Genomic DNA, 19,437 nt, shown 5'->3' with positions numbered 1-19,437 from the left:
TTCGCCAGACTTGGAATCGGTAATAGCAAGACTGTGCCGACGGGAAGCGCGAATACACTGGACTGATCCCCACCGCTTGTTCACGGGGAACGGTCACGCAGATCGGCGAAACAGCATTTCTTTACGTGCAAATTGCCCCGAGGTGATGGCGCCACGCCTAGAAGCCAACCACTGCTAGCCAGCTGCGACCGGTGCTTTACTGGCGTGGAAACGTCAAGATGAAGCGCGTGGTACCGCCCGACGATTCCGCCGAGACCTGGCCACCATGTGCGACCATAATGGCCTGTGTGATGGAAAGTCCCAGTCCCACGCTATCGGAATCGGCCCGCGTCCTTGACTTATCGGCACGGAAGAAGCGGTCGAATAGCGAAGGTAGCAACTCGGCACTGATTTCCTCACCCTCATTCTCGACCATAATGGTCGTATTGGCACCCTGCTCACGCGCCTCGACCCTGATCTCCTTGCCGGATGGCGTGTAGCGGAGCGCGTTCGAGAGCAGGTTGCTGAGCGCCCGGCGCAACATCAGACGATCGCCGGTAATCTTCGCTTGACCGTGAAGGCGCAGATTGACGCCCTTGTCCTCAGCCAGCGCGTCATAGAAGTCAAACAGCGCCTGCACTTCGTCGGCCACGTTGATGGCTTCCTCGTTCGGCAGTGTAATGCCGTGCTCCATCTTGGCCAGGTACAGCATATCGGAAACCATCCGGCCAAGCCGCTGCAATTCCTCCGCATTCGAGGCCAGGACCTCCCGGTATTTGGCGGCGTCCCGCGGCTGAGACAGTACGACATGCGTCTGCGTCATCAGGTTGGTGATCGGCGTGCGCAATTCGTGAGCTAAATCGGAGGAGAATTCCGAAAGCCGCCGAAAATCATCCTGTAGTCGCGCAAGCATCGCGTTTAACGTGATCGCCAGATCCGCCATCTCCACTGGCACGGCCTCGACCGGCATGCGTGCATCCAGCTTGTTCGCGGTGACGCCCTTGGCGCGACTGGCCATCATGCGCAAGGGCGCCAGTCCGCGTCGCGCTGCCCACCAACCGAAGAGGCCGCTGGCGACCACCGCCAATGCCGTATAGAAGGCGAGGGAACGGCGAAAGGCATGCATAAAATGTGCATGGATTTCCGTGTCCATGCCGACGACGACCTTCAATGGGGCAATGCGTGGGTCAGCCGCACTCACCTGCGCGCGCATGCCGCGATACTCTTTCTCGCCTTGCTGCCAGACGAAGGTATTGTCTCGCGCTAAATCGCGTGGGATTGCCTCGTAAGCAATCGCAAAATCGAAGTCCTTGGTTGCATACAGCTTGTGGCCCTGTGCCGTCTGCACCTGCGCGACGAAGCCAGGATGGTGATCGACCATTTCCCGCAGCCGCTGCGGCAATCGTTCGGCCGGCGTCTCCTGTGCAATCTTTTCGATAAGGCGAATGTTGTCACCCAACACCACATAATCTTCGGTGGCGAAGTGGCGGTCCATCGCCAGCCAGATAAGAGCGCCCAAACCTAGCAGCACCACCGCAGAGCAGAGCGAAAACAGGATAGTCAGGCGCATCGTCAGAGACAGGCGATGCGTCATACCCGGTCCTCCGGCGCTTCCAGCACGTAGCCCATACCGCGCACGGTCTGTATCAGCTTGGTATCGTAGTCATCATCGATCTTCGCCCGCAAGCGGCGAATGGCCACATCAATCACGTTGCTATCGCTGTCAAAGTTCATGTCCCAGACTTGGGAAGCAATCAACGAGCGTGGCAGCACCTCACCGCGCCGGCGCGCGAGCAGTTCGAGCAGCGCAAATTCTTTGCTGGTCAGCGTAATCCGGCGTCCGGCCCGCGACGCCCGGCGCCTGCCCAAATCCAGTACCAGGTCGCCCACCTGAATGCGGTCCATCGCCAACTGTACGGTCCCGCGACGCAGTAACGTGCGTACGCGCGCGAGCAGCTCCGAGAACGCGAACGGCTTGACCAGATAGTCGTCAGCGCCCAACTCCAAGCCCCTGACCCGATCGGCCACGCTGTCGCGGGCGGTCAGGAATAACACCGGAACTGGGTTGTCCGCGGCGCGGATCGTCTGAAGAATGCGCCAGCCATCCAGATCCGGTAGCATGACGTCGAGGATAATCAGATCGTAGGACTCGTTAAGCGCCAAGTGCTGTCCGTCCAGCCCGTTGGCGACCAGGTCGACCACGAAGCCAGCCTCGCTCAGCCCCTGGCGCAGGTACTCGCCGGTCTTGGACTCATCTTCTACCACCAGCAGCTTCATCTTCGTGCCCTCCCCCTTCTTCCGGATTGTGTGCCCGCCTCTTGGGCCGGCTGTAATACGGGGTAGTCTACCCAGACGCTTTGTGGGTAACCTAGACCTTACCGGAATGTAATGTTTGGGTAAGTTGACGGTAGCCTCGCTCTCGTTACTCTCTTGCTGCCGCCTTCCGACGCGGCCATTCAAGCAAAAAAGGACTTTTTCATGCGACGTGATCGACCGTCTGGCCTTGTGCTGCCTAATCTGCCGCGCCGCCGTTTTGTACAGGGCCTGGCCGCCGGGGGCGTGATGGCGGGACTGTCTGGCCTGGGCGGTACGGCCTGGGCGCAGCCGTCAGGCCGACCGGCAGATGTCTTATCCGGCACAGCACCAGTGCTGCGGGGCACCGAATTCGACCTCGTGATTGGCGAGTCGGTGGTCAACTTCACCGGAACCCCGCGCGTGGCGACCACCATCAACGGCATGTTGCCGGGGCCCACGCTGCGCTGGCGGCAAGGTGACACCGTGACGATCCGGGTTACGAACCGGTTGCGCGAGCACACGTCGATTCACTGGCACGGGATCATCCTGCCGTTCGAGATGGATGGCGTGCCGGGCATCAGCTTTGCCGGCATCGCACCGGGTGAGACCTTCACCTACCGCTTCAAGGTCGAGCAGACCGGCAGCTATTGGTATCACTCGCATTCGGGCTTCCAAGAGATGACCGGCGTGTATGGCGGCCTTGTCATCGATCCCGCCACCGGCGTGGATGGCGTGCGAGCCGATCGCGATTACACAGTGCTGCTCTCGGATTGGACCGACGAAGATCCGATGCGTGTGCTCTCCAAACTGAAGGTTCAGAGCGATTACTACAACTATAACCAACCGACGGTTATCGACTTCTTCCGCGACGTCTCCAACGAAGGGATGAAGAACGCGCTCGCCAAGCGCAAGATGTGGAACGAGATGCGGATGAGCCCAACCGATCTGGCCGATCTCTCGGGTGCCACGCTGACTTACCTGACCAACGGCGTCACCCCCGCCGGCAACTGGACCGGCGTGTTCAAGCCGGGCGAGAAGGTCCGTCTGCGGTTTATCAACGGCGCGGGCAACACGTTCTACGATGTCCGCATTCCCGGCCTCAAGCTCAAGGTCATGCAGGTCGATGGACAGAACATTGAACCGGTGACTGTGGACGAATTCCGCTTCGGCCCGGGTGAAACCTGTGACGTGCTGGTCGAGCCGCGCGACGACGCCTATACGATTTTTTCGCAATCGATGGACCGCACGGGCTATGCACGCGGCACCCTGGCGACCCGGGTCGGGCTGACAGCCCCGATACCCGCGGTGGATAAGCCGCAGTGGCTCACCATGGCCGACATGATGGGCAGTATGGGCGGCATGGACCACGGCACCATGGGCGGAATGAGCCATGATGGCATGGCCATGCAGGGCATGAACCACACCGGGATGCAAGGCATGGACCACGGTTCGATGGGCATGCAAGGCATGAGCCACGGCGCTATGGCCATGGATCACAGCCAGCATGCTGCGGGGGGCATGGCCGGCATGGAGAGCGAGGCGTCGCTGAAGGTGCCTAGCACCAAGGCGCGGCACGCCAAGACCGAGTACGGCGCGACCACCGATATGCGCGTTGACATGGCACGCACCAACCTGGATGACCCGGGCATCGGCTTGCGCGACACCGGACGCAGCGTCCTGACGCTGGCCGATCAGCATACCATTGGCGGTCCGTTGGACCAGCGCGGTCCGGGGCGCGAAGTGGAGTTGCACCTGACCGGCAACATGGAGCGCTACTCCTGGTCCATCGATGGGGTCGAGTTCGGGAAATCAACCCCGGTCCACTTTAAGTACGGCGAGAGGCTGCGCGTCATTCTGCACAACGACACGATGATGACGCATCCGATGCACATGCACGGCATGTGGAGTGAACTTGAGTCACCGGATGGCGCTTTCCTTGCGCGTCGACACACGATCGCGGTGCAGCCTGCGCAGCGAATCAGCTTTCTCGTTACCGCCGATGCCTTGGGCCGGTGGGCGTGGCATTGCCACCTGATGTTGCACATGGACGCTGGCATGTTCCGCGAAGTGGTGGTGGCCTGACCTTAACGATTATGCACATGGATAAACCAACAAGAACAGTACTGGCCGCCTTGCTTGCTTCCGCAGGCATGAGCGCAGCTTGGGCCCAGCACACCCACACCACTGAAGTTCCAACACAAACTGCGCCGCCTGCCGCTGCTGAAAAGGCGAAATCCGTTCCGAAATCACAGTCATCGGGCAAAGTTGGCGGCACTGCTGCGACGGACGGCCAGATGCAAGGCATGGACCACAGCCAGATGCAGGGCATGGACTCGATGCAGGGCATGGACCACAGCCAGATGCAGGGCATGGGCTCGATGCAAGGCATGGACCACAGCCAGATGCAAGGCATGGGCTCGATGCAGGGCATGGACCATGGCCAGATGCAAGGCATGGACCATGGCGACATGCAGATGCAAGGCGGCAGCGCGCCTGCCGACGCGCGGGATCCACATGCGTATTCGGGCGGATATCAGCTTGGCGTGGGCCAATATGCCATTGGACCGAGCCGCTCGCTGCACATGGCAGATGAGCATCTGTTCGCCTCAGTACTGATTGACCGGCTGGAATGGGTCAAGGGAAATGAGAGCAATGCGGCCGCCTATGAGGCGCAAGCGTGGATTGGTAGCAGCTTTAACCGCCTCGTGATCAAGGCCGAGGGGGAATCCGAGAAGCGCAAGATCCACGAAGCACGCACGGAACTGCTGTGGGGCCATGCGATCGCCACCTATTGGGATACGCAACTGGGTATCCGCAACGATGCCGGGTATGGCCGACCGACCCGGAACTGGCTGGCATTTGGTGTTCAAGGCCTGGCGCCATACTGGTTCGAGGTGGACGCCACTGGCTACATCGGCACCGAAGGTCGCACTGCGCTGCGCCTGTCAGCCGAGTACGAATTGCTGATTACTCAGCGTCTGATCCTCCAACCTAGAATCGAGGCCAATCTCTACGGCAAGAATGATCCGGCGGTCGGCGTGGGCAGCGGGCTGTCCAGCGGTGCCGTGGGGCTGCGCCTGCGCTACGAGTTCAGCCGTCAGTTTGCGCCCTACATCGGCGTTGAACGGTACCAAAGCTTTGGTAATACCGCCGACATGGTTCGCAGTTCAGGCGGCCGAAGTGGCGAAACTCGTCTCGTAGCGGGTGTTCGCATGTGGTTCTAACTACGTATTTCAACCCACATTCTTATTTGGAGTTCATCATGCAAGCGCCCCGCTTCTCGATTCGTGCCGCCCTGGCTGTCGCTGCCGTGCTGGCTAGTACCGCAGCCTTCGCCCATCCGAAGCTGGTGTCGTCCACACCCGCCGACAAGGCCGAAGTAGCGGCACCGCAAAAGATCGAGCTGGAGTTTTCCGAGAACCTGGCGAGCCAATTCTCCGGGGCCAGCCTCGTCATGACCGGCATGCCCGGCATGGCCAACCATGCGCCGATGAAGGTTGCCGCCAAGGTTTCCGGCAGCGACGATCCCAAGACCATGGTGATCACTCCGGCCCAGACGCTGGCGCCTGGCAGCTACCGCGTCGATTGGCGTGCCGTGTCGTCCGACACGCACCCGATTAACGGCAATATCGCGTTCACCGTAAAGTGATCCGCCGATGGACTGGGCAACTGTTGCAGTGCGTTTCGCACTCTATTTCGATCTGACCGCGCTGTTTGGTCTGCCGCTGTTTGGCTTGTACGCACTGCGCCGTGACGAAATGGCGTCGCCAACTGGTGCGCGCTTTTTGACGATTGGCATGATGGTTGCGGCCCTAGGCATCATCCTGTCGCTGGCCAATATGGCCATCATGGCCAAGGGCATGACCGGTGCCGCGTCTTACGCCGAACTGCAAGGCCATGTCTTCGAAATGATTGTGACAGGCACCGCGTTTGGCGCGGCCTGGGCCGTGCGGCTCATTGCCCTGCTCCTCTGCGTGTTGGTCGGGATGTTCGTCCGCAAGCGGCCAGGGCTTCAATTCGGTATTCTGGCTGCAGCGGGCGGCGTCGCGCTGTCAACGCTTGCCTGGGGCGGCCATGGCGCCATGGATGATGGCATTCGACGCTACATTCACCTGACTTCGGATATCGCTCATCTGATGGCCGCCGGTGCATGGGTGGGCGCTCTGCTCGCATTCGTCCTGTTGTCCCAACCGTCTGCCACGCCTAGCAAGGTTGCGTTACTGAGCCGCACCTCCAACGGCTTCGCCCAGGTTGGCACGATCGTAGTCGCGACCTTGGTCATTACCGGCGCAGTGAACTATTGGTTGATTGTCGGTCCGGTCTTGCCGGAGTTGTCGCTGAACTCATACGGTGGGCTACTGCTGTCCAAGCTGGCGCTGTTCGGTTCCATGCTCGGTCTTGCCGCGGCTAATCGCTTTCATTTGAGCCCGCGCTTGGAGCATGCCATACGGACCGGCGATCATGCTGTCGCCGTTCGTACCTTGCGTCGCAGCCTGATGTTCGAGACCAGTGCGGCAACGCTCATTCTGGCTCTTGTCGCCTCGCTCGGCATCCTGTCCCCCGCAGGCATGTAGCCACTGTATTCAGGAATCGCGCAGCAAGGCTGCGCTTGCCTTGCTCTCAAACAACCGCCAAGGAGATTGCCATGAAGACGATCAAGTCGTTGCTGCTGGTGATGGGCCTATCGCCGATGCTGATCTGGGCCGCAGGCAGTATGGACGGCCATGTGAGCCCCGCAAGCGCTACCAACGCCGCTGCGGGTCAGCCGGGCAAGCCGGGCAAGGTCTCGCGCACGATTAACGTGACCATGAACGACACGATGCGGTTCGAGCCCGATTCAATTCAAGTCAAGCGCGGTGAAACAGTGCGTTTTGTCGTGCGTAACGTCGGCAAGGTCGACCACGAAATGGTGATCGGTACCGCCGCTGAGTTGAAGGAGCACGCTCAGATGATGCGCAGCATGCCCGATGCCAAGCACCGTGCCCCGAACCAGATTACGCTGGCACCTGGCAAGCTGGGCACGCTCGTCTGGCAGTTCGACGGCCCCGGGACCGTCGACTTCGGTTGTTTGGTCCCGGGCCATTTCGAAGCCGGCATGGTGGGTAAGGTGGCCGTCAAGTAACGCGCGATGCCGGCTGGGGCGTCCGCGCGGCGACCAAAACCGCGCAACGACCTGATGTATCAGCAGCGTAGGGTTGATCATGGTGCTACCGTCACTCGGCGCGCTCCCTTGCACTCGAGTTCACCCTACGCTGGGATCAAGCCGCACTGCAGACCGGACCAGACGCCTTGTCTTTCGCCGGCAAACGTGTTCCTGTCCAGAATGTAACGTTTGAGCAAGGTCAGCGTTGGGATGTCCTGATTAGACTTGATTGTGCAGCAACGGCTTTGCCGCAAATCGATAGGGAGTCTCATCATGACTGCCAAGCTGGCTTCACGGATCGCGCTGGCACTCACGGTCCTCGGCATGGCCTCGGCGTGTGCGCCGTTGCCACCTTCCAGGGCTGATTTGTATGGTTCGGTCGCTACCGTCGAGACGGCGACTCGGTCGATCACACTGCGGCCAGGGGCACGGTACGTTAACGTAACCTCTGGTGAAACCGTCGCGTTCCGGGGCGCTAACCGCACAGTCGCGTGGACCTTTATGACTACCAGTAGCGGACGATCGGCAGTTGAGCTGAGCTTCCTTTTGCCTGATCTGCCGGAAGCCAAAGGCGTCACCGCCATCATCGCGCCGAACCCTCTTTTTCGGGGCAGCGCCTGACGTTGTAGTAGCCAACGGGAGGCGTGCCACACGGCTGCTTTGGCTGCCATCCCCAACGCCGCAATCCCGCGCCCTATGGGGGGCCGAGGCATCCGTCTTGGCCCGCTGCCTTGGCGCTAGACGCGAAACGCGGGCTTAGCCGCTATCGCACTCCTGCGCAACGCCGGGACGTGACCTTGACTGCGTATGCACGCGTGCAGACCGGCAAAGCATCCCTAGTGCAATTTGGCGAGAGCATGCAAAATTTCAGGCTCGTGGGCGGAATCTGTGGGTGAATCGGGGCGCGATCAGGCGTTCCGCGGCCGATTCAGATAGTGGTAGAGCTTGCGGCAGGTTGCATCGAACGAATTCTGCTCGGACTCGGAGATACGTGGCCAGATGAGAGGGCCGCCGTCCTCCTCGATGAGGTTGTGCAAGAGGGTGACCACGGGCATGGCAAGCACGTCGGGATCCTCGTAACGTCGCCGGATCATTTCGCCGCCGAGCATCCAGAGGTGATCGCGGTGGCGAAGAAGTGTTTTGCGTGCGTATCCCAAGGTCAGCAGATACTCGAGGAAAGGGAGCTAAAGTCGAAAGTGGTGTACGGCGGGGGATTTGAGGCGCGGAGTCGAGGGCGGTGGAGCTTTTCGCTGAGAATCTGATTGTCGAGATCGGAAACCAGCACAAAAAAAGTCCACCACCATGAGCAAGGATAAGGGTAAAGAAGCAGTCGGTCTATCGGAAATCGGGCTTGGGCTCGAGGAGTTGATCAGGCGCGGGGCCCGGCGGGTCATCCAGGAGGCGATCGAAGTGGAACTGGCAGAGCTGCTTGAGCAGTTCAGTAACGTCAAGACGTTGAGCGGGCAGCGCGCCGTGGTTCGCAATGGCTACCTCCCGGAGCGGGAGGTGCTGACGGGCGCCGGACCGATTGCCGTGAAGGTGCCCAAGGTGCGCGACCGGTCCGGTTCCGGCGTGAAGTTCAACTCGGCGATCGTGCCGCCGTATGTGAGGAAGTCGCCGCGGGTGAGTGCGGCGCTGCCCTGGCTGTACCTGAAGGGAGTCTCGACAGGCGACATGAGCGAGGCGCTGTCGGTGCTGCTGGGCGAGGATGCCAAAGGGCTATCGGCCAACGTGGTGAGCCGATTGAAGGCGCAGTGGGCAGACGAGCATGCGAGTTGGAATCAGCGTGATTTGTCAGCGGCGCGGTATGTGTATTGGTGGGTGGACGGCATCCATACGGGTCTGCGCAGCGAAGGCTCGGACGGGCAATGCCTGCTGGTGATCATCGGCGTTACGCCCGACGGCAGGAAGGAGCGCGTGGCGATCGGTGACGGCTATCGGGAATCGAAGGCATCGTGGGTGGAAGTCCTGCTGGACCTGAAATCCCGCGGCTTGCAGGCTGGCCCGCTGGCGGCGGTCGGCGATGGCGCCATGGGATTCTGGGCTGCCCTGGAAGAGGTGTTCCCGGCCACGCGTACCCAGCGTTGCTGGTTCCACAAGATGGGCAATGTCCTGAACGCCTTGCCAAAATCCCAGCATGGCCGCGCCAAGGCAGATCTGCAGGCGATTTGGATGGCAGCCACCAGGGCCGATGCCGATGCCGCCTTCGATCGCTTTGTAACGATCTACGGCGCCAAGTATCCCAAGGCCACCGGCGTGCTCACCAAAGATCGAGACAGCCTGCTGACGTTCTACGACTTCCCGGCCGAGCACTGGCAGCACATCCGCACGACCAATGCGATTGAATCAACCTTCGCGACCGTGCGTCACCGCACGACGCGCACGCGCAATTGCGTGTCCCGAGCGACCTTCCTTGGCCTGGCCTTCAAGCTGATCGAGGAAGCCGAGAAAACCTGGCGCCGCATCAACGGTGCCGAACACATCGAACTGCTCTTGAAGGGCGTTCCCTTCAAGGACGGAACTCCGGCGCATGACAATCCGCCGGTTCAGCAGAAACTCGCCGCCTGACAGCCGGCCACGATCAGCCCTCGTACACCAGATTTGACAATATCTCGAGGAAAGGCGTGAATATGGCCACGATTGCCTGTCCGGGCGGGATATCCCCGTCTTCGACGCGCCACGACGCAGGCCATTCCTGCAGGTCGGGTACATATTGCGTCAGTGTGTCTGGATCCTGCGCGACAATAGCCGGTTTGCCCTTGCCACTCGGCGCCCTGCTAGCCATGTTGCTGACCCGCCTGCTGAATGCCTGTCATCATATTCCCGGTTTCGTTTATGAAGGTGCGCGGCTGTGCGAGGCGACCCAGTCCATCGAGATCGACGTACGGCCGCGCAAGGGCTCGAAGCCAATCTGTTCATGCTGTAGCCAGCCTGCTGCGGGTTACGACACCCTCACACAGCGCAGGTTCGAGTTTATTCCGGTCTGGGGTTTTGCAGTATTCCTGCTCTATACCATGCGACGCGTCGATTGCCGTGACTGTGGCGTGAAGGTCGAAGCCCTGCCGTGGGCCAATGGCAAGCACACGCTCACGCGGGCTTACATGCTGTTTTTGGCGCAGTGGGCACGCAAGCTGTCATGGAAGGAGACGGCACAAAGCTTTCGCACCAGTTGGGAGAAAGTCTTCAACGCAGTGGAGTGGGTGGTCGAGTGGGGGCTGGCCCAACGCGAACTCGGTACGATCCGTGCCTTTGTCGTCGACGAGATCCAGTATGGTCGTGGACACAAGTACCTCACACTGGTCTACCAGATCGAGGCCGGCTGCACGCGTCTGCTGTGGGTTGGGCAGGAGCGCACGAAAGCAAGCTTCGCGAAATTCTTCGCCATGATCGGAAAAGAGGTATGTGAGAAGGTCGAGTTCGTCTGCTCGGACATGTGGAAGCCCTATCTCGAGATGATTGCGCTGCATTGCCCCAACGCACTGAACATCCTGGATCGCTTCCACATCGTGGCCAAGATGAACAAGGCGATCGATGAGGTCCGCGCCGAGGAAAGCCGCCGCATGAGCCGCGACGGATACGAGCCGGTGCTCAAGAAGTCACGCTGGTGCTTGCTCAAACGCCCGGAGAATTTTACCGACAAGCAGCGCCTGCGCATGCGTGACTTGTTGCAGTACAACCTGCGCACTGTACGCGCCTGGCTGCTCAAAGAGCAATTCCAGCAGCTCTGGGAGTACATCTCACCGGACTGGGCCGGAAAGTTCCTCGACCAGTGGTGCACCCAGGTGATGCGCTCTCGCATCGAGCCGATGAAGAAGTTCGCCCGCACCGTGCGTGCCCACCGTGAGCTGATCCTCAACTACTTCCGTGCGCGCAAGCAGTTCTCCAGCGGCGTCGTCGAGGGTCTGAACAACAAAGCCAAAGTCACCATGAGAAAATCGTACGGATTCCGAACCTTCAGGGCGACGGAAATCGCGCTATATCATGCACTTGGGAAGCTTCCTGAGCCTACGTCTACCCACACATTTTTCTGACGAACCTTTGCAATAAACCAAGCGTGTCTTCTCCGGGTGTAGCGAAAGCCCACAAGCGGTGAGCCGTTCCCTCAGGACAGACAGGAACTTTTCCGCCTGCTGCTTCGTTTTGCAATGACAGACCACATCGTCGGCATACCGTTCAAACGGCACCTCCGGATGCTCAGTCTGGACCCATCGATCAAACGCATAGTGAAGAAAGAGGTTGGCCAACAACGGACTGATTACGCCACCAACAATAGAGCAAACTGCCGGATAAAATTGGGCCTGCGCATTTCGAGGGAGTGTCTGGCGCCCTGGTCCAGAAGCTGTGCTGACGTCAATGTGGATCTTGTCCTTGAGACGGTCGCTCCCGCTGACAGGCAGGTGCAGCGATGACCCGAAGACGTAAAAAGTGGAGCGTGCGTCTGGCTTTCGAGCCGAACCGCTATGCCCAAGAGCAGTTGCAAAAGGCATACGAGCAGATCAGTCCGATCGAAGCACGCGCGACGGCACAGCCGTCCGCTACGCGGTCTGCAGAGTCCAAGCAAGCGACCATCAAGCGAGGTAGACGATGAGCAAAGCTGCGATGGTTGCGCTCTACGCGCGGGTATCCTCCGAACAGCAAAACAAGCGCGGCACCATTGAAAGCCAGATCGCTGCACTGAAGGAGCGTATTTCAGCTGACGGCGCGCAGATCGTCGACGACATGTGTTTCCTTGACGCTGGCGTGAGCGGTGCGACGCTGATCAGGCCACAATTGGAGCGGCTCAGGGACTGTGCCGCGCTCGGTGCGATCGATCAGCTGTACATCCTGTCACCGGACCGGCTGGCGCGCAAATATGCGCACCAGGCGCTGCTGATGGAAGAGTTCTCAGCCTGCGGTGTCCAGGTGGTGTTCCTCAATCACGCGATCGGTACGACGCCGGAAGAGTCGCTGCTATTGCAGATGCAGGGCATGATCGCAGAATACGAACGGGCAAAGATCGCCGAGCGTCACCGTCGTGGCAAGCTTCACGGCGCAAAACGCGGCAGTGTCAATGTCCTGTCCGGCGCGCCCTACGGCTACCGCTACATTCGCCGGCAACTCGACGGAACGCCGGCCCGGTACGTTATCGAGTTGCCCCAGGCTGCAACGGTCCGGGCGATTTTCCAGTGGGTAGGGATGGACCGCCTGAGCATAGGGGACGTGGTACGCCGTCTCGCCGAGTCGGGTACCGTGACGGCGTCGGGCAAGCCGTACTGGGACCGTAGTGTGGTGTGGGGCATATTGCGCAATCCTGCGTACATGGGGCGAGCCGCGTTCGGCAAGACGCAGTCGCGCGATCACCTGCAGGTCCGCGTGCGTGCACAGCGCCACAGTGCCGACGTGCCCAGAAAGCCGTACTCGACAACACGCACCGAACCGCCGAATTGGATCGAGATCCCAGTACCGGCCATCGTCAGCGAGGCGCTGTTCCAGGCGGCTCAGGAACAGCTTGCCGAGAACCGCAAGCTGGCGCGCCAGAGGCGCGAGAGTGCACCGCTACGCCTGCTGCAAGGGTTGACGGTATGCGGCCAGTGCCATTACGCCTATTACGCAAAGAAGGTGAGCAAGGCTGCGGCTAAGGAACGCGCACGAAATAACTTCCCGCTATGCGGCGCTCCTTGAGCGGATGCTGTAGTTCCACGAAGGCAGGGTTGAGTCGTACTCGATGTTGAGTGAAGCGCGAGCGTGGCGGGTGACCGTCCGTCCGGCTTCATAAACTCCGTCAAGGATGTCAGCGGTAACTTTCAGACCGGTTTTTGTACAGGCCTTTTCGATCAGTTCCCGGACCAGACTGACGCTGCTGAAGACTACGCCAGCACAGGCCCGCGTAATGTGTGGAAACACGCGGTGCTCGATAGGATTATGTTTCGAGCAGTATGGAGCATAGTGGGCCACCCGGATTTCCAGTCCGAGCCGGTCTGCCAGATTTTGCAGATCGGCTTTGAAAAGCCACGAATTACTCGGGTTGCTGCCTCCGCCATCGCACAACAGCAGTAACCGTGTGGCGTGGGGATAATCGGCGCGAGCCTGTTTTTCCCACCAGTGCGCCACGCTGTCACAGGCAAACTGCGTCGTGTCACGGCTCACGCCGATGTTCACATGTGCCTTGTTCAGGCCGATGTCATACAGTCCATGCGGAATGACCCTGCCTTCGCTGTAACTCGGAAAATCGTGGTCGAGGACTTCAAGCTGTTCGCGCGTGTAGAGCTTGCCGTCGCGATAGAAGTTACCCAGCATCTCCTTTTTCTTCGTATCGATGCTGATGACAGGCTGGCCGTCTTCGAGATATTCCGCCTTGAGTTGCGTAATACGCTGAAACTGCGCGTCGCGTTGCGCGTGGGATTTGAACGACTTCTTTTTCTGTGACTCAACATTAGACATGCGAACGGCCGCCTCGCCGGCTGCGATGGTGGTCGTTAACGACGCGATTTGGCAATGGAAACAGCAATGAGACGCCGTCAGAAGCGCGCGCGGGCAGTCCTACGAGGTCGGTCGCGTGTCGTTGCGTGGCGTCGGCCACTGGAATTTCTGGGACTTGCGGTTCAGGCCATCGCGAAACGCAAGTCCAGTAAATTCCATGCGCAGCCACTGCATGACCAGGCCGGCTGTGACGGGCTGATTCACGCGCCATGGTGCGACCGAGTCCATCGGGAAGGTCTCGGCAAGCACCAGACTCAGCAGTTGGTTCAAAGTCCAGGCCATCGAGCGAATTTGCATCCACAACTCCAGCACGGTGCGCGTTTGCTGCCAGAGATTGCTCACGCCGAACCAGCGCTTGAGATTGTGGAACAGCGGTTCTATGCCCCAGCGGCGCGCGTACAACTGCACGACCTCCTCGGCGCTCAAGTCCGTTTCGGTCGCGAGCAGCAGACGGGGCTTGGTCCAGACCTGTTTCTTCGCATCGAAGAACTGGCACCAGACGGCACGCACCAACGCGCCCTTGAGGAAGCGAGCGCGGGCCTCGGCAGAGCGCAGGCGAACCTGCTGGTCTTTGCCATAGAGCGGCATGCGCAGTTCGATCGCGGGCAGTGCTTCGATGGCCTCGGCATTCAGGCGCTCGCCATAGATGCGCTTGCGACCACGTCTGGGTGTAGTTGGCGGTGGCGGGACGAGAAACAGTGCGGTGTCGATGCGCGCCTGTCCAATCACATGCATTTGTCTGCGCAGCAAAGGCAATACCAGGCGGGCGCGCATGAACCACGAATCGAACAGTACGCGCACCGGCTTGTTGGCCACCCCTGCCAGAGAGCGGACCAGCACCAGCGCAATCTTCAGCTTGTTGCGGTTGCCGGCGTTTGGCACCAGCCGCGAGAGAATTGGCAGCACCAGATTTCCCCCTCCGTTGCCCAGCGCGCTCACGCCCAGTGTGACCCAGCACTGGGCCCGCATGAATTGCGGCCGATTGATCTTTCGGCTGTGGTCGTGGCGATACGCGCAACCGGGCGCCTGCTCCGAGGAGCGCGGCACCAGCGTATCGTCGATGACCAATGTCAGCACATCGCATGGCAGCACTGTGAGCACCAGCAAGAACAATCGGCGGGCCAAACGCACGGTGCGCAAGCTGCCGCGCTCGAGAAGCTTGTAGTAGGTCGTCCAGTGCCTGCGTCGCGCGATGGCGCTGATAGCGCGCGTCACCCAGCCTTCTGGCGAAACCATACAGCCGCACAGCAGTTCGATAAAGCTCGCGCGAGAGCGAATCGGCACGGCCAGAAGCAGGAGGTTGATCCATTCGGACAGACACAGTCGTACACGGTTGGACAAAGACATGGGCAATCGCAAGAGGACCGAAAACGATCCTCATTGGCCGCCGCGCTGCTTGCGCTAAAACCCGCGCAAGCAGCGCGGCGGCCACACGATCATTGCCCCATGTCAAGCATTTTTCGATTTCTTGAATCCGTTTCCAACCCGCTCGTTGAGCGGGCCTGAATGTCTAAAGTTGAGTTTCTGTGATTGCCGCCGGGAAAAACCGTTGCGTTTTAACAGCTGCCGGACCGTTCGCACGCTCACCCGTCCGTCGACCTGCTGCGTCATCGCCTGGGCGATTTCGCGTGGCTTCAGATCTGTCCAGATGACGCCGTGTTGTGGATTACCCGCCGTATGCTCTCGCACCACGTCCAGAAATATCGCGCTCCACTCCGGATGGTCCGTTAACCTGGATTTACGCCCCTTTTCGGATCCGCTCTCCAGCCGGATCCAGCTCTTCTTCCAGGTCCTTCAACCCTTGCCTGATTGTTTTCGGGTCAATTTCAAACAGTTTCGCAATATATTCGAAACCGCCATGGCCCAGCTTGTCCGCCTCCACAGCCGCATACCGACGTCGGTCCTTCTCCGACAACCGCACGTACAGCCGCTTCATCCGCGTTTCAACCTCAGCCCGGTAACCAGCCTGCATCGTCTGTCCTCCAGAAGGACCGCATCTTACCAGCGTCGCTTTGCACCCGCCACGTCCACTTCGGGAAGTTATTTCTCACCCGTTCCTAAGGGGCATCAGCGGGACTACGCCTATTACCGCTGTGTTGGGACCGATGCCTACCGTTTCGGCGGCCACCGCATCTGTGACAATCTGCAGGTACGAACAGACAGGCTCGATGAGCTGGTATGGCAGCAGGTTGTGGAATTGCTCAAGCATCCAGAACGCTTGAAGAGCGAATACGAGCGTCGACTGGATATGATGGAGCGCAACGAGAAGAGTGCCTTCGACACAAGCAACCTAGAAAAGCAGCGGCTTCAGCTAGAAAAGGGCAAGTCCCGGCTGATCGACAGCTATGCGGACGGCATCCTCGATAAGTCCGACTTCGAACCGAAGATGCAGCAGTTGAGGAATCGGCTTGAGCAGATTGACCAGCAGATCCTTGAATCGAGGCAGCAAGGCGGTGCAAAGCGAGCTGTTTCTGGTCATTAATCGGCTCGAGGAATTTGCAGGCGCTGTCACCGAAAAACTGGACACGATTGATCTTGAGACGAAGCGCAGAATCGTATTGGGTCTGGTCAAGCGCGTCGAAATCCACAAGGATGAAATCGTCGTTGTGTTCAGGGTTGACCCACAGCCTGGGGCTTTTGACAGCGAAAATTCGAATGATTCAGACGACGGAGTGAAAAGTATGCAACGTTGTAAGTGGCGTAATCACCCCGCCTTGCGGAGTACCTCGATCCCGACCAACCAACTCCCCGGTTTGCTTCTGTACCGGACTCTCTAGCCAGCGTCTAATGTAGAGCCGTGCCCATGGCTCCGTGACGTGTTTTTCTACCGCACGCCACAGAAGCCCGTGGTCGATTGTGTCAAAGGAAACCACCACAGACTACCCCTCTCCACCACGTTCCTGAATCCGTTGTCATCACACGATCCGGCCACCCGTTCGAGGGCCGGCGCCTCCAGGTCATCAGCCGACGGCAACGGGCCGGCAGATTGCACCTTCTGCTGACGCTTCCCGACCAATCACGTGGGCTGATTCCCGCCGACTGGACCGATTTCCCTGCCGCCTCCGGCAGCGTTCCCACAGCTACCGGCGCCCCAACATCCGACGCGCTGGGCTCGATTGCCGACCTGCTCCACGCTCGCCTCATCATTGACGCTTTGCTGCGCCACACGGAACAGGAGAGCAACAATGCAACTGAACCTACCCTTGCGGATCTGCCGTCCGGCGACGACAGCCTGTGGGAACAACTCGATCCAACGACACGCGAGGCGGTAATCAACGGCCTCGCCCGGGCGATCGCGAAGCTCGTGACCTACAACAACCCGCTGCCCCGGGAGAACAATGATGATTGACGCCTCCAACAAGATCGGCCCCAGCCATTTGCAGCGCACCGCCTTCGTCTACATCCGTCAGTCCAGCGCCAGCCAGGTCGAGCACAATCGCGAATCGACGCAGCGCCAGTACGCGCTCGCACAACGGGCCACCGCCCTCGGTTGGCCCGCGCAGCAGGTCAGCGTGGTCGACGAGGATCTGGGCCTCTCCGGCGCCAGCGCCGCGCACCGTGGTGGGTTCGCCCGTATGACCGCCGAAGTCGCGCTCGGACACGTCGGCATCATTCTCGGACTGGAGGTCTCCCGCCTGGCGCGCAACAATTCCGACTGGTACCGGCTGCTGGACCTGTGCAGCATGACTGATACGCTCATCGGCGATGCTGACGGCGTGTATAACCCGGCGCTGTTCAACGACCGCCTGTTGCTCGGCCTGAAGGGCACCATGAGCGAAGCCGAACTGCACATCCTGCGCGCGTCTGGACGGCGGCATCCGCAACAAGGCTGCCCGCGGGGAGTTGCGCCGCGGCCTGCCCATCGGACTGGTGTGGGGTGAGGCAGACGGCGAAGTCAGGCTGCATCCGGATGAAGCCGTCGTCGGTGCGCTGCGCACCGTGTTCGAGCGTTTTAGCGAGCTCGGCTCTGCCCGCCGCGTCTGGCTGTGGTTCCGCGCCGAGAATCTGTCATTCCCGCTGCAGCTCAATCACACCGCGCAGATCCGCTGGGTCGCCCCGACCTATACCGCCATCTACAATGTCCTCACCAATCCGGTTTATGCTGGCGCCTACTGCTACGGCAAGACCCGGCAAGAGCGCTACGTCGATGAACATGGCGTGCTCAAGACCCGATTGCGCCGGCTGCCCCAGTCGCAATGGGCCGTGCTCATCCGGGACCACCACGAAGGATATCTCGATTGGACGACCTATGAAGCCAATCAAATGCGCCTGGGGGCCAATACCAAGCCCCGGCCTCATCAGGCCGGAGGCGCCGTGAGGGAGGGGGCCGCCTTGCTGCAAGGCCTGGCCTGCTGTGGTCACTGCGGCCGGCGACTCAAGACGCACTATCGCGGAACCAACCAGACGCCCGGGTACCATTGCTCCAACAAAGGAATCGAGAATGGCCGCGGCGTCTTCTGCCTCAATGTTGGGGGCCTGCAGATCGATGCCGCCGTTGGGCAGGCCTTCTTGCAAGCCGTGGAGCCGGCCGGCATCGCAGCAGCCGTGCGTGCGGCCGAACGCCTCGAGAACGATCACGACGCGGCGCTTGCACAGTGGCGACTGAACGTTGAACGTGCCCACTACGAGGCACAGCGCGCCGAACGGCGGTACCACGCCGTCGACCCCGAGAACCGCCTGGTGGCGCGCGGTCTCGAAACGCAGTGGGAGCAGCAGTTGCGTGAGCTCGAACAAGCTCAGGCGGAACTTGCTCGGCGTGAACAGCTTCGTCCACGCACGCTGAGCGCTGAACAGCGCAAGAGCTTGCTTGCGCTCGGTAAAGACCTCAAGCAGTTGTGGGACGCGCCGACCCTCACCCTGCGCGACAGGAAGCAATTGCTGCGCATGCTGCTCGAGGAAGTGTGTATTACCGTCCATCGCGAAGAATACCGGGCGCATCTGAAGCTGCGTTGGCGCGGCGGCAAGCTTACCGATTGCGAGGTCGCGTTGCCGCGCTCGCGACCCGCGACCATTCGCACCGACGAAGACACGATTGCCCTGGTCCGCCGTCTGGCTGAGCACTATCCCGATGCCACCATCGCCGGCATCCTCAACGCACAGGGCCGGGTCACTGCGCGCGGTTTGCGCTTCAACCAGAACCTCGTAGGCAACCTACGGCGCCATTGGCATATCCCTTGTTTCGAGCGCCCCACGGAACTTCCTGATGGCGAGTTGCTCAGCATCCGCCAGGCAGCACGCGTGCTGGGTACCGCGCCGTCCACGCTACACCGCTGGGTCAACGACGGCTTTATCGCCGGCGAACAGACCACGTCCGGTGCGCCCTGGCGTATCCGTATCACCGATGCGCTGCGGCAACAATTCGTCGCGCACAGCCCCGATGGCTACGTCGTCATGCAGGAAGCAACCAAGCTGCTCGGCGTGTCCCGCCAAACTGTGTTGCAGCGTGTAAAGCGCGGCGAACTCGATGCCGTCCTGGTCTGCCAGGGACGGCGCAAAGGCTTACGCATCAAGGCTGTCAGCGAGCAACCCGATCTCTTCGAACACTCCTCATGAACCAAAGG

General features: G+C 60.5%; 21 protein-coding genes. 14 read left to right on the top strand and 7 right to left on the bottom strand.

Features of this window, described 5'->3' with window-relative positions; all coding sequences use genetic code 11:
* Positions 1 to 196: 196 nt before the first annotated feature.
* On the bottom strand, positions 197 to 1,573 hold the full coding sequence (locus RS901_RS34960; RefSeq protein ID WP_316157530.1) for a heavy metal sensor histidine kinase: 1,377 nt from the start codon (positions 1,571 to 1,573) through the stop codon (positions 197 to 199).
* Positions 1,570 to 2,256 carry a heavy metal response regulator transcription factor gene (locus RS901_RS34955; protein WP_316157529.1) on the bottom strand — a complete coding sequence of 229 codons (687 nt, stop codon included), beginning with the start codon at positions 2,254 to 2,256 and terminating at the stop codon, positions 1,570 to 1,572. The genes RS901_RS34960 and RS901_RS34955 overlap by 4 nt, the downstream gene beginning before the upstream one ends.
* Before the next feature lie 201 nt (positions 2,257 to 2,457).
* Here RS901_RS34955 and RS901_RS34950 point away from each other — a divergent pair, with 201 nt between their 5' ends.
* From RS901_RS34950 to RS901_RS34925, 6 genes are all read left to right on the top strand, one after another.
* Entirely contained in the window at positions 2,458 to 4,356 is a 1,899-nt protein-coding gene (locus RS901_RS34950; RefSeq protein ID WP_316157615.1) for a copper resistance system multicopper oxidase, read from the top strand.
* A 17-nt stretch (positions 4,357 to 4,373) separates the two neighbouring features.
* A complete protein-coding gene (locus tag RS901_RS34945; RefSeq protein WP_316157528.1) occupies positions 4,374 to 5,498 on the top strand; it encodes a copper resistance protein B in 1,125 nt (374 codons plus the stop codon).
* Between the two features lie 38 nt (positions 5,499 to 5,536).
* Entirely contained in the window at positions 5,537 to 5,923 is a 387-nt protein-coding gene (copC, locus tag RS901_RS34940) for a copper homeostasis periplasmic binding protein CopC (RefSeq protein WP_316157527.1), read from the top strand.
* Positions 5,924 to 5,930: 7 nt separating this feature from the next.
* Positions 5,931 to 6,848 (top strand): copper homeostasis membrane protein CopD, encoded by a 918-nt coding sequence (copD, locus tag RS901_RS34935; protein ID WP_316157526.1) that lies wholly within the window; start codon positions 5,931 to 5,933, stop codon positions 6,846 to 6,848.
* 71 nt (positions 6,849 to 6,919) lie between these two features.
* Positions 6,920 to 7,396, top strand: a complete 477-nt coding sequence (locus RS901_RS34930) for a cupredoxin family protein (protein WP_316157525.1) — start codon at positions 6,920 to 6,922, stop codon at positions 7,394 to 7,396.
* Between the two features lie 294 nt (positions 7,397 to 7,690).
* Positions 7,691 to 8,038, top strand: a complete 348-nt coding sequence (locus RS901_RS34925) for a CzcE family metal-binding protein (RefSeq protein WP_316157524.1) — start codon at positions 7,691 to 7,693, stop codon at positions 8,036 to 8,038.
* 287 nt (positions 8,039 to 8,325) lie between these two features.
* Here RS901_RS34925 and RS901_RS34920 read toward each other — a convergent pair whose 3' ends face one another.
* Positions 8,326 to 8,574 carry a hypothetical protein gene (locus tag RS901_RS34920; RefSeq protein WP_316157523.1) on the bottom strand — a complete coding sequence of 83 codons (249 nt, stop codon included), beginning with the start codon at positions 8,572 to 8,574 and terminating at the stop codon, positions 8,326 to 8,328.
* 145 nt (positions 8,575 to 8,719) lie between these two features.
* On the opposite strand from RS901_RS34920, the gene RS901_RS34915 reads away from it, so the two are divergent.
* Positions 8,720 to 9,985 carry an IS256 family transposase gene (locus RS901_RS34915; RefSeq protein WP_316154236.1) on the top strand — a complete coding sequence of 422 codons (1,266 nt, stop codon included), beginning with the start codon at positions 8,720 to 8,722 and terminating at the stop codon, positions 9,983 to 9,985.
* 215 nt (positions 9,986 to 10,200) lie between these two features.
* Positions 10,201 to 11,448, top strand: coding sequence for an ISL3 family transposase (locus RS901_RS34910; RefSeq protein ID WP_316157522.1), 1,248 nt, complete (start codon positions 10,201 to 10,203; stop codon positions 11,446 to 11,448).
* Here RS901_RS34910 and RS901_RS34905 read toward each other — a convergent pair.
* Entirely contained in the window at positions 11,392 to 11,904 is a 513-nt protein-coding gene (locus RS901_RS34905) for a reverse transcriptase domain-containing protein (protein ID WP_316157521.1), read from the bottom strand. The genes RS901_RS34910 and RS901_RS34905 overlap by 57 nt on opposite strands.
* Positions 11,905 to 12,001: 97 nt before the next feature.
* Between RS901_RS34905 and RS901_RS34900 the strand changes: the two genes are divergently transcribed.
* Positions 12,002 to 13,078 carry a recombinase family protein gene (locus RS901_RS34900; protein WP_316157520.1) on the top strand — a complete coding sequence of 359 codons (1,077 nt, stop codon included), beginning with the start codon at positions 12,002 to 12,004 and terminating at the stop codon, positions 13,076 to 13,078.
* Here RS901_RS34900 and RS901_RS34895 read toward each other — a convergent pair.
* The 3 genes from RS901_RS34895 to RS901_RS38980 all read right to left on the bottom strand — a co-directional run bounded on the left by RS901_RS34895 (position 13,061) and on the right by RS901_RS38980 (position 15,565).
* Entirely contained in the window at positions 13,061 to 13,837 is a 777-nt protein-coding gene (locus tag RS901_RS34895; RefSeq protein ID WP_316157519.1) for an ISAzo13 family transposase, read from the bottom strand. The two genes, RS901_RS34900 and RS901_RS34895, sit on opposite strands and share 18 nt — an antisense overlap.
* 99 nt (positions 13,838 to 13,936) lie before the next feature.
* Entirely contained in the window at positions 13,937 to 15,223 is a 1,287-nt protein-coding gene (locus RS901_RS34890; RefSeq protein WP_316150576.1) for an IS701 family transposase, read from the bottom strand.
* A gap of 102 nt (positions 15,224 to 15,325) precedes the next feature.
* On the bottom strand, positions 15,326 to 15,565 hold the full coding sequence (locus RS901_RS38980) for an ISAzo13-like element transposase-related protein (RefSeq protein ID WP_410054259.1): 240 nt from the start codon (positions 15,563 to 15,565) through the stop codon (positions 15,326 to 15,328).
* Between the two features lie 169 nt (positions 15,566 to 15,734).
* On the opposite strand from RS901_RS38980, the gene RS901_RS34885 reads away from it, so the two are divergent.
* The 5 genes from RS901_RS34885 (at position 15,735) to RS901_RS34865 (ending at position 19,429) form a co-directional block, all read left to right on the top strand.
* Positions 15,735 to 16,358, top strand: a complete 624-nt coding sequence (locus RS901_RS34885) for a zinc ribbon domain-containing protein (protein ID WP_316157518.1) — start codon at positions 15,735 to 15,737, stop codon at positions 16,356 to 16,358.
* A complete protein-coding gene (locus RS901_RS34880) occupies positions 16,330 to 16,653 on the top strand; it encodes a hypothetical protein (RefSeq protein WP_316157517.1) in 324 nt (107 codons plus the stop codon). The genes RS901_RS34885 and RS901_RS34880 overlap by 29 nt, the downstream gene beginning before the upstream one ends.
* Before the next feature lie 209 nt (positions 16,654 to 16,862).
* On the top strand, positions 16,863 to 17,225 hold the full coding sequence (locus tag RS901_RS34875; RefSeq protein ID WP_410054256.1) for a hypothetical protein: 363 nt from the start codon (positions 16,863 to 16,865) through the stop codon (positions 17,223 to 17,225).
* The gene (locus RS901_RS34870; RefSeq protein ID WP_316157515.1) at positions 17,215 to 17,757 is read left to right on the top strand and encodes a recombinase family protein; all 543 of its coding nucleotides are present in this window, start codon (positions 17,215 to 17,217) and stop codon (positions 17,755 to 17,757) included. Before RS901_RS34875 ends, RS901_RS34870 begins: the two co-directional genes overlap by 11 nt.
* Positions 17,720 to 19,429, top strand: coding sequence for a recombinase family protein (locus tag RS901_RS34865; RefSeq protein WP_316157514.1), 1,710 nt, complete (start codon positions 17,720 to 17,722; stop codon positions 19,427 to 19,429). Before RS901_RS34870 ends, RS901_RS34865 begins: the two co-directional genes overlap by 38 nt.
* The last annotated feature ends 8 nt before the right edge of the window (positions 19,430 to 19,437 follow it).

The sequence above is a fragment of the Cupriavidus sp. BIC8F genome (genome assembly GCF_032465815.1).
GTDB lineage: Bacteria > Pseudomonadota > Gammaproteobacteria > Burkholderiales > Burkholderiaceae > Cupriavidus > Cupriavidus necator.
The sequence above is the reverse complement of the archived record's forward strand: the minus strand, read 5'-3'. Positions and strand labels throughout refer to the sequence as shown.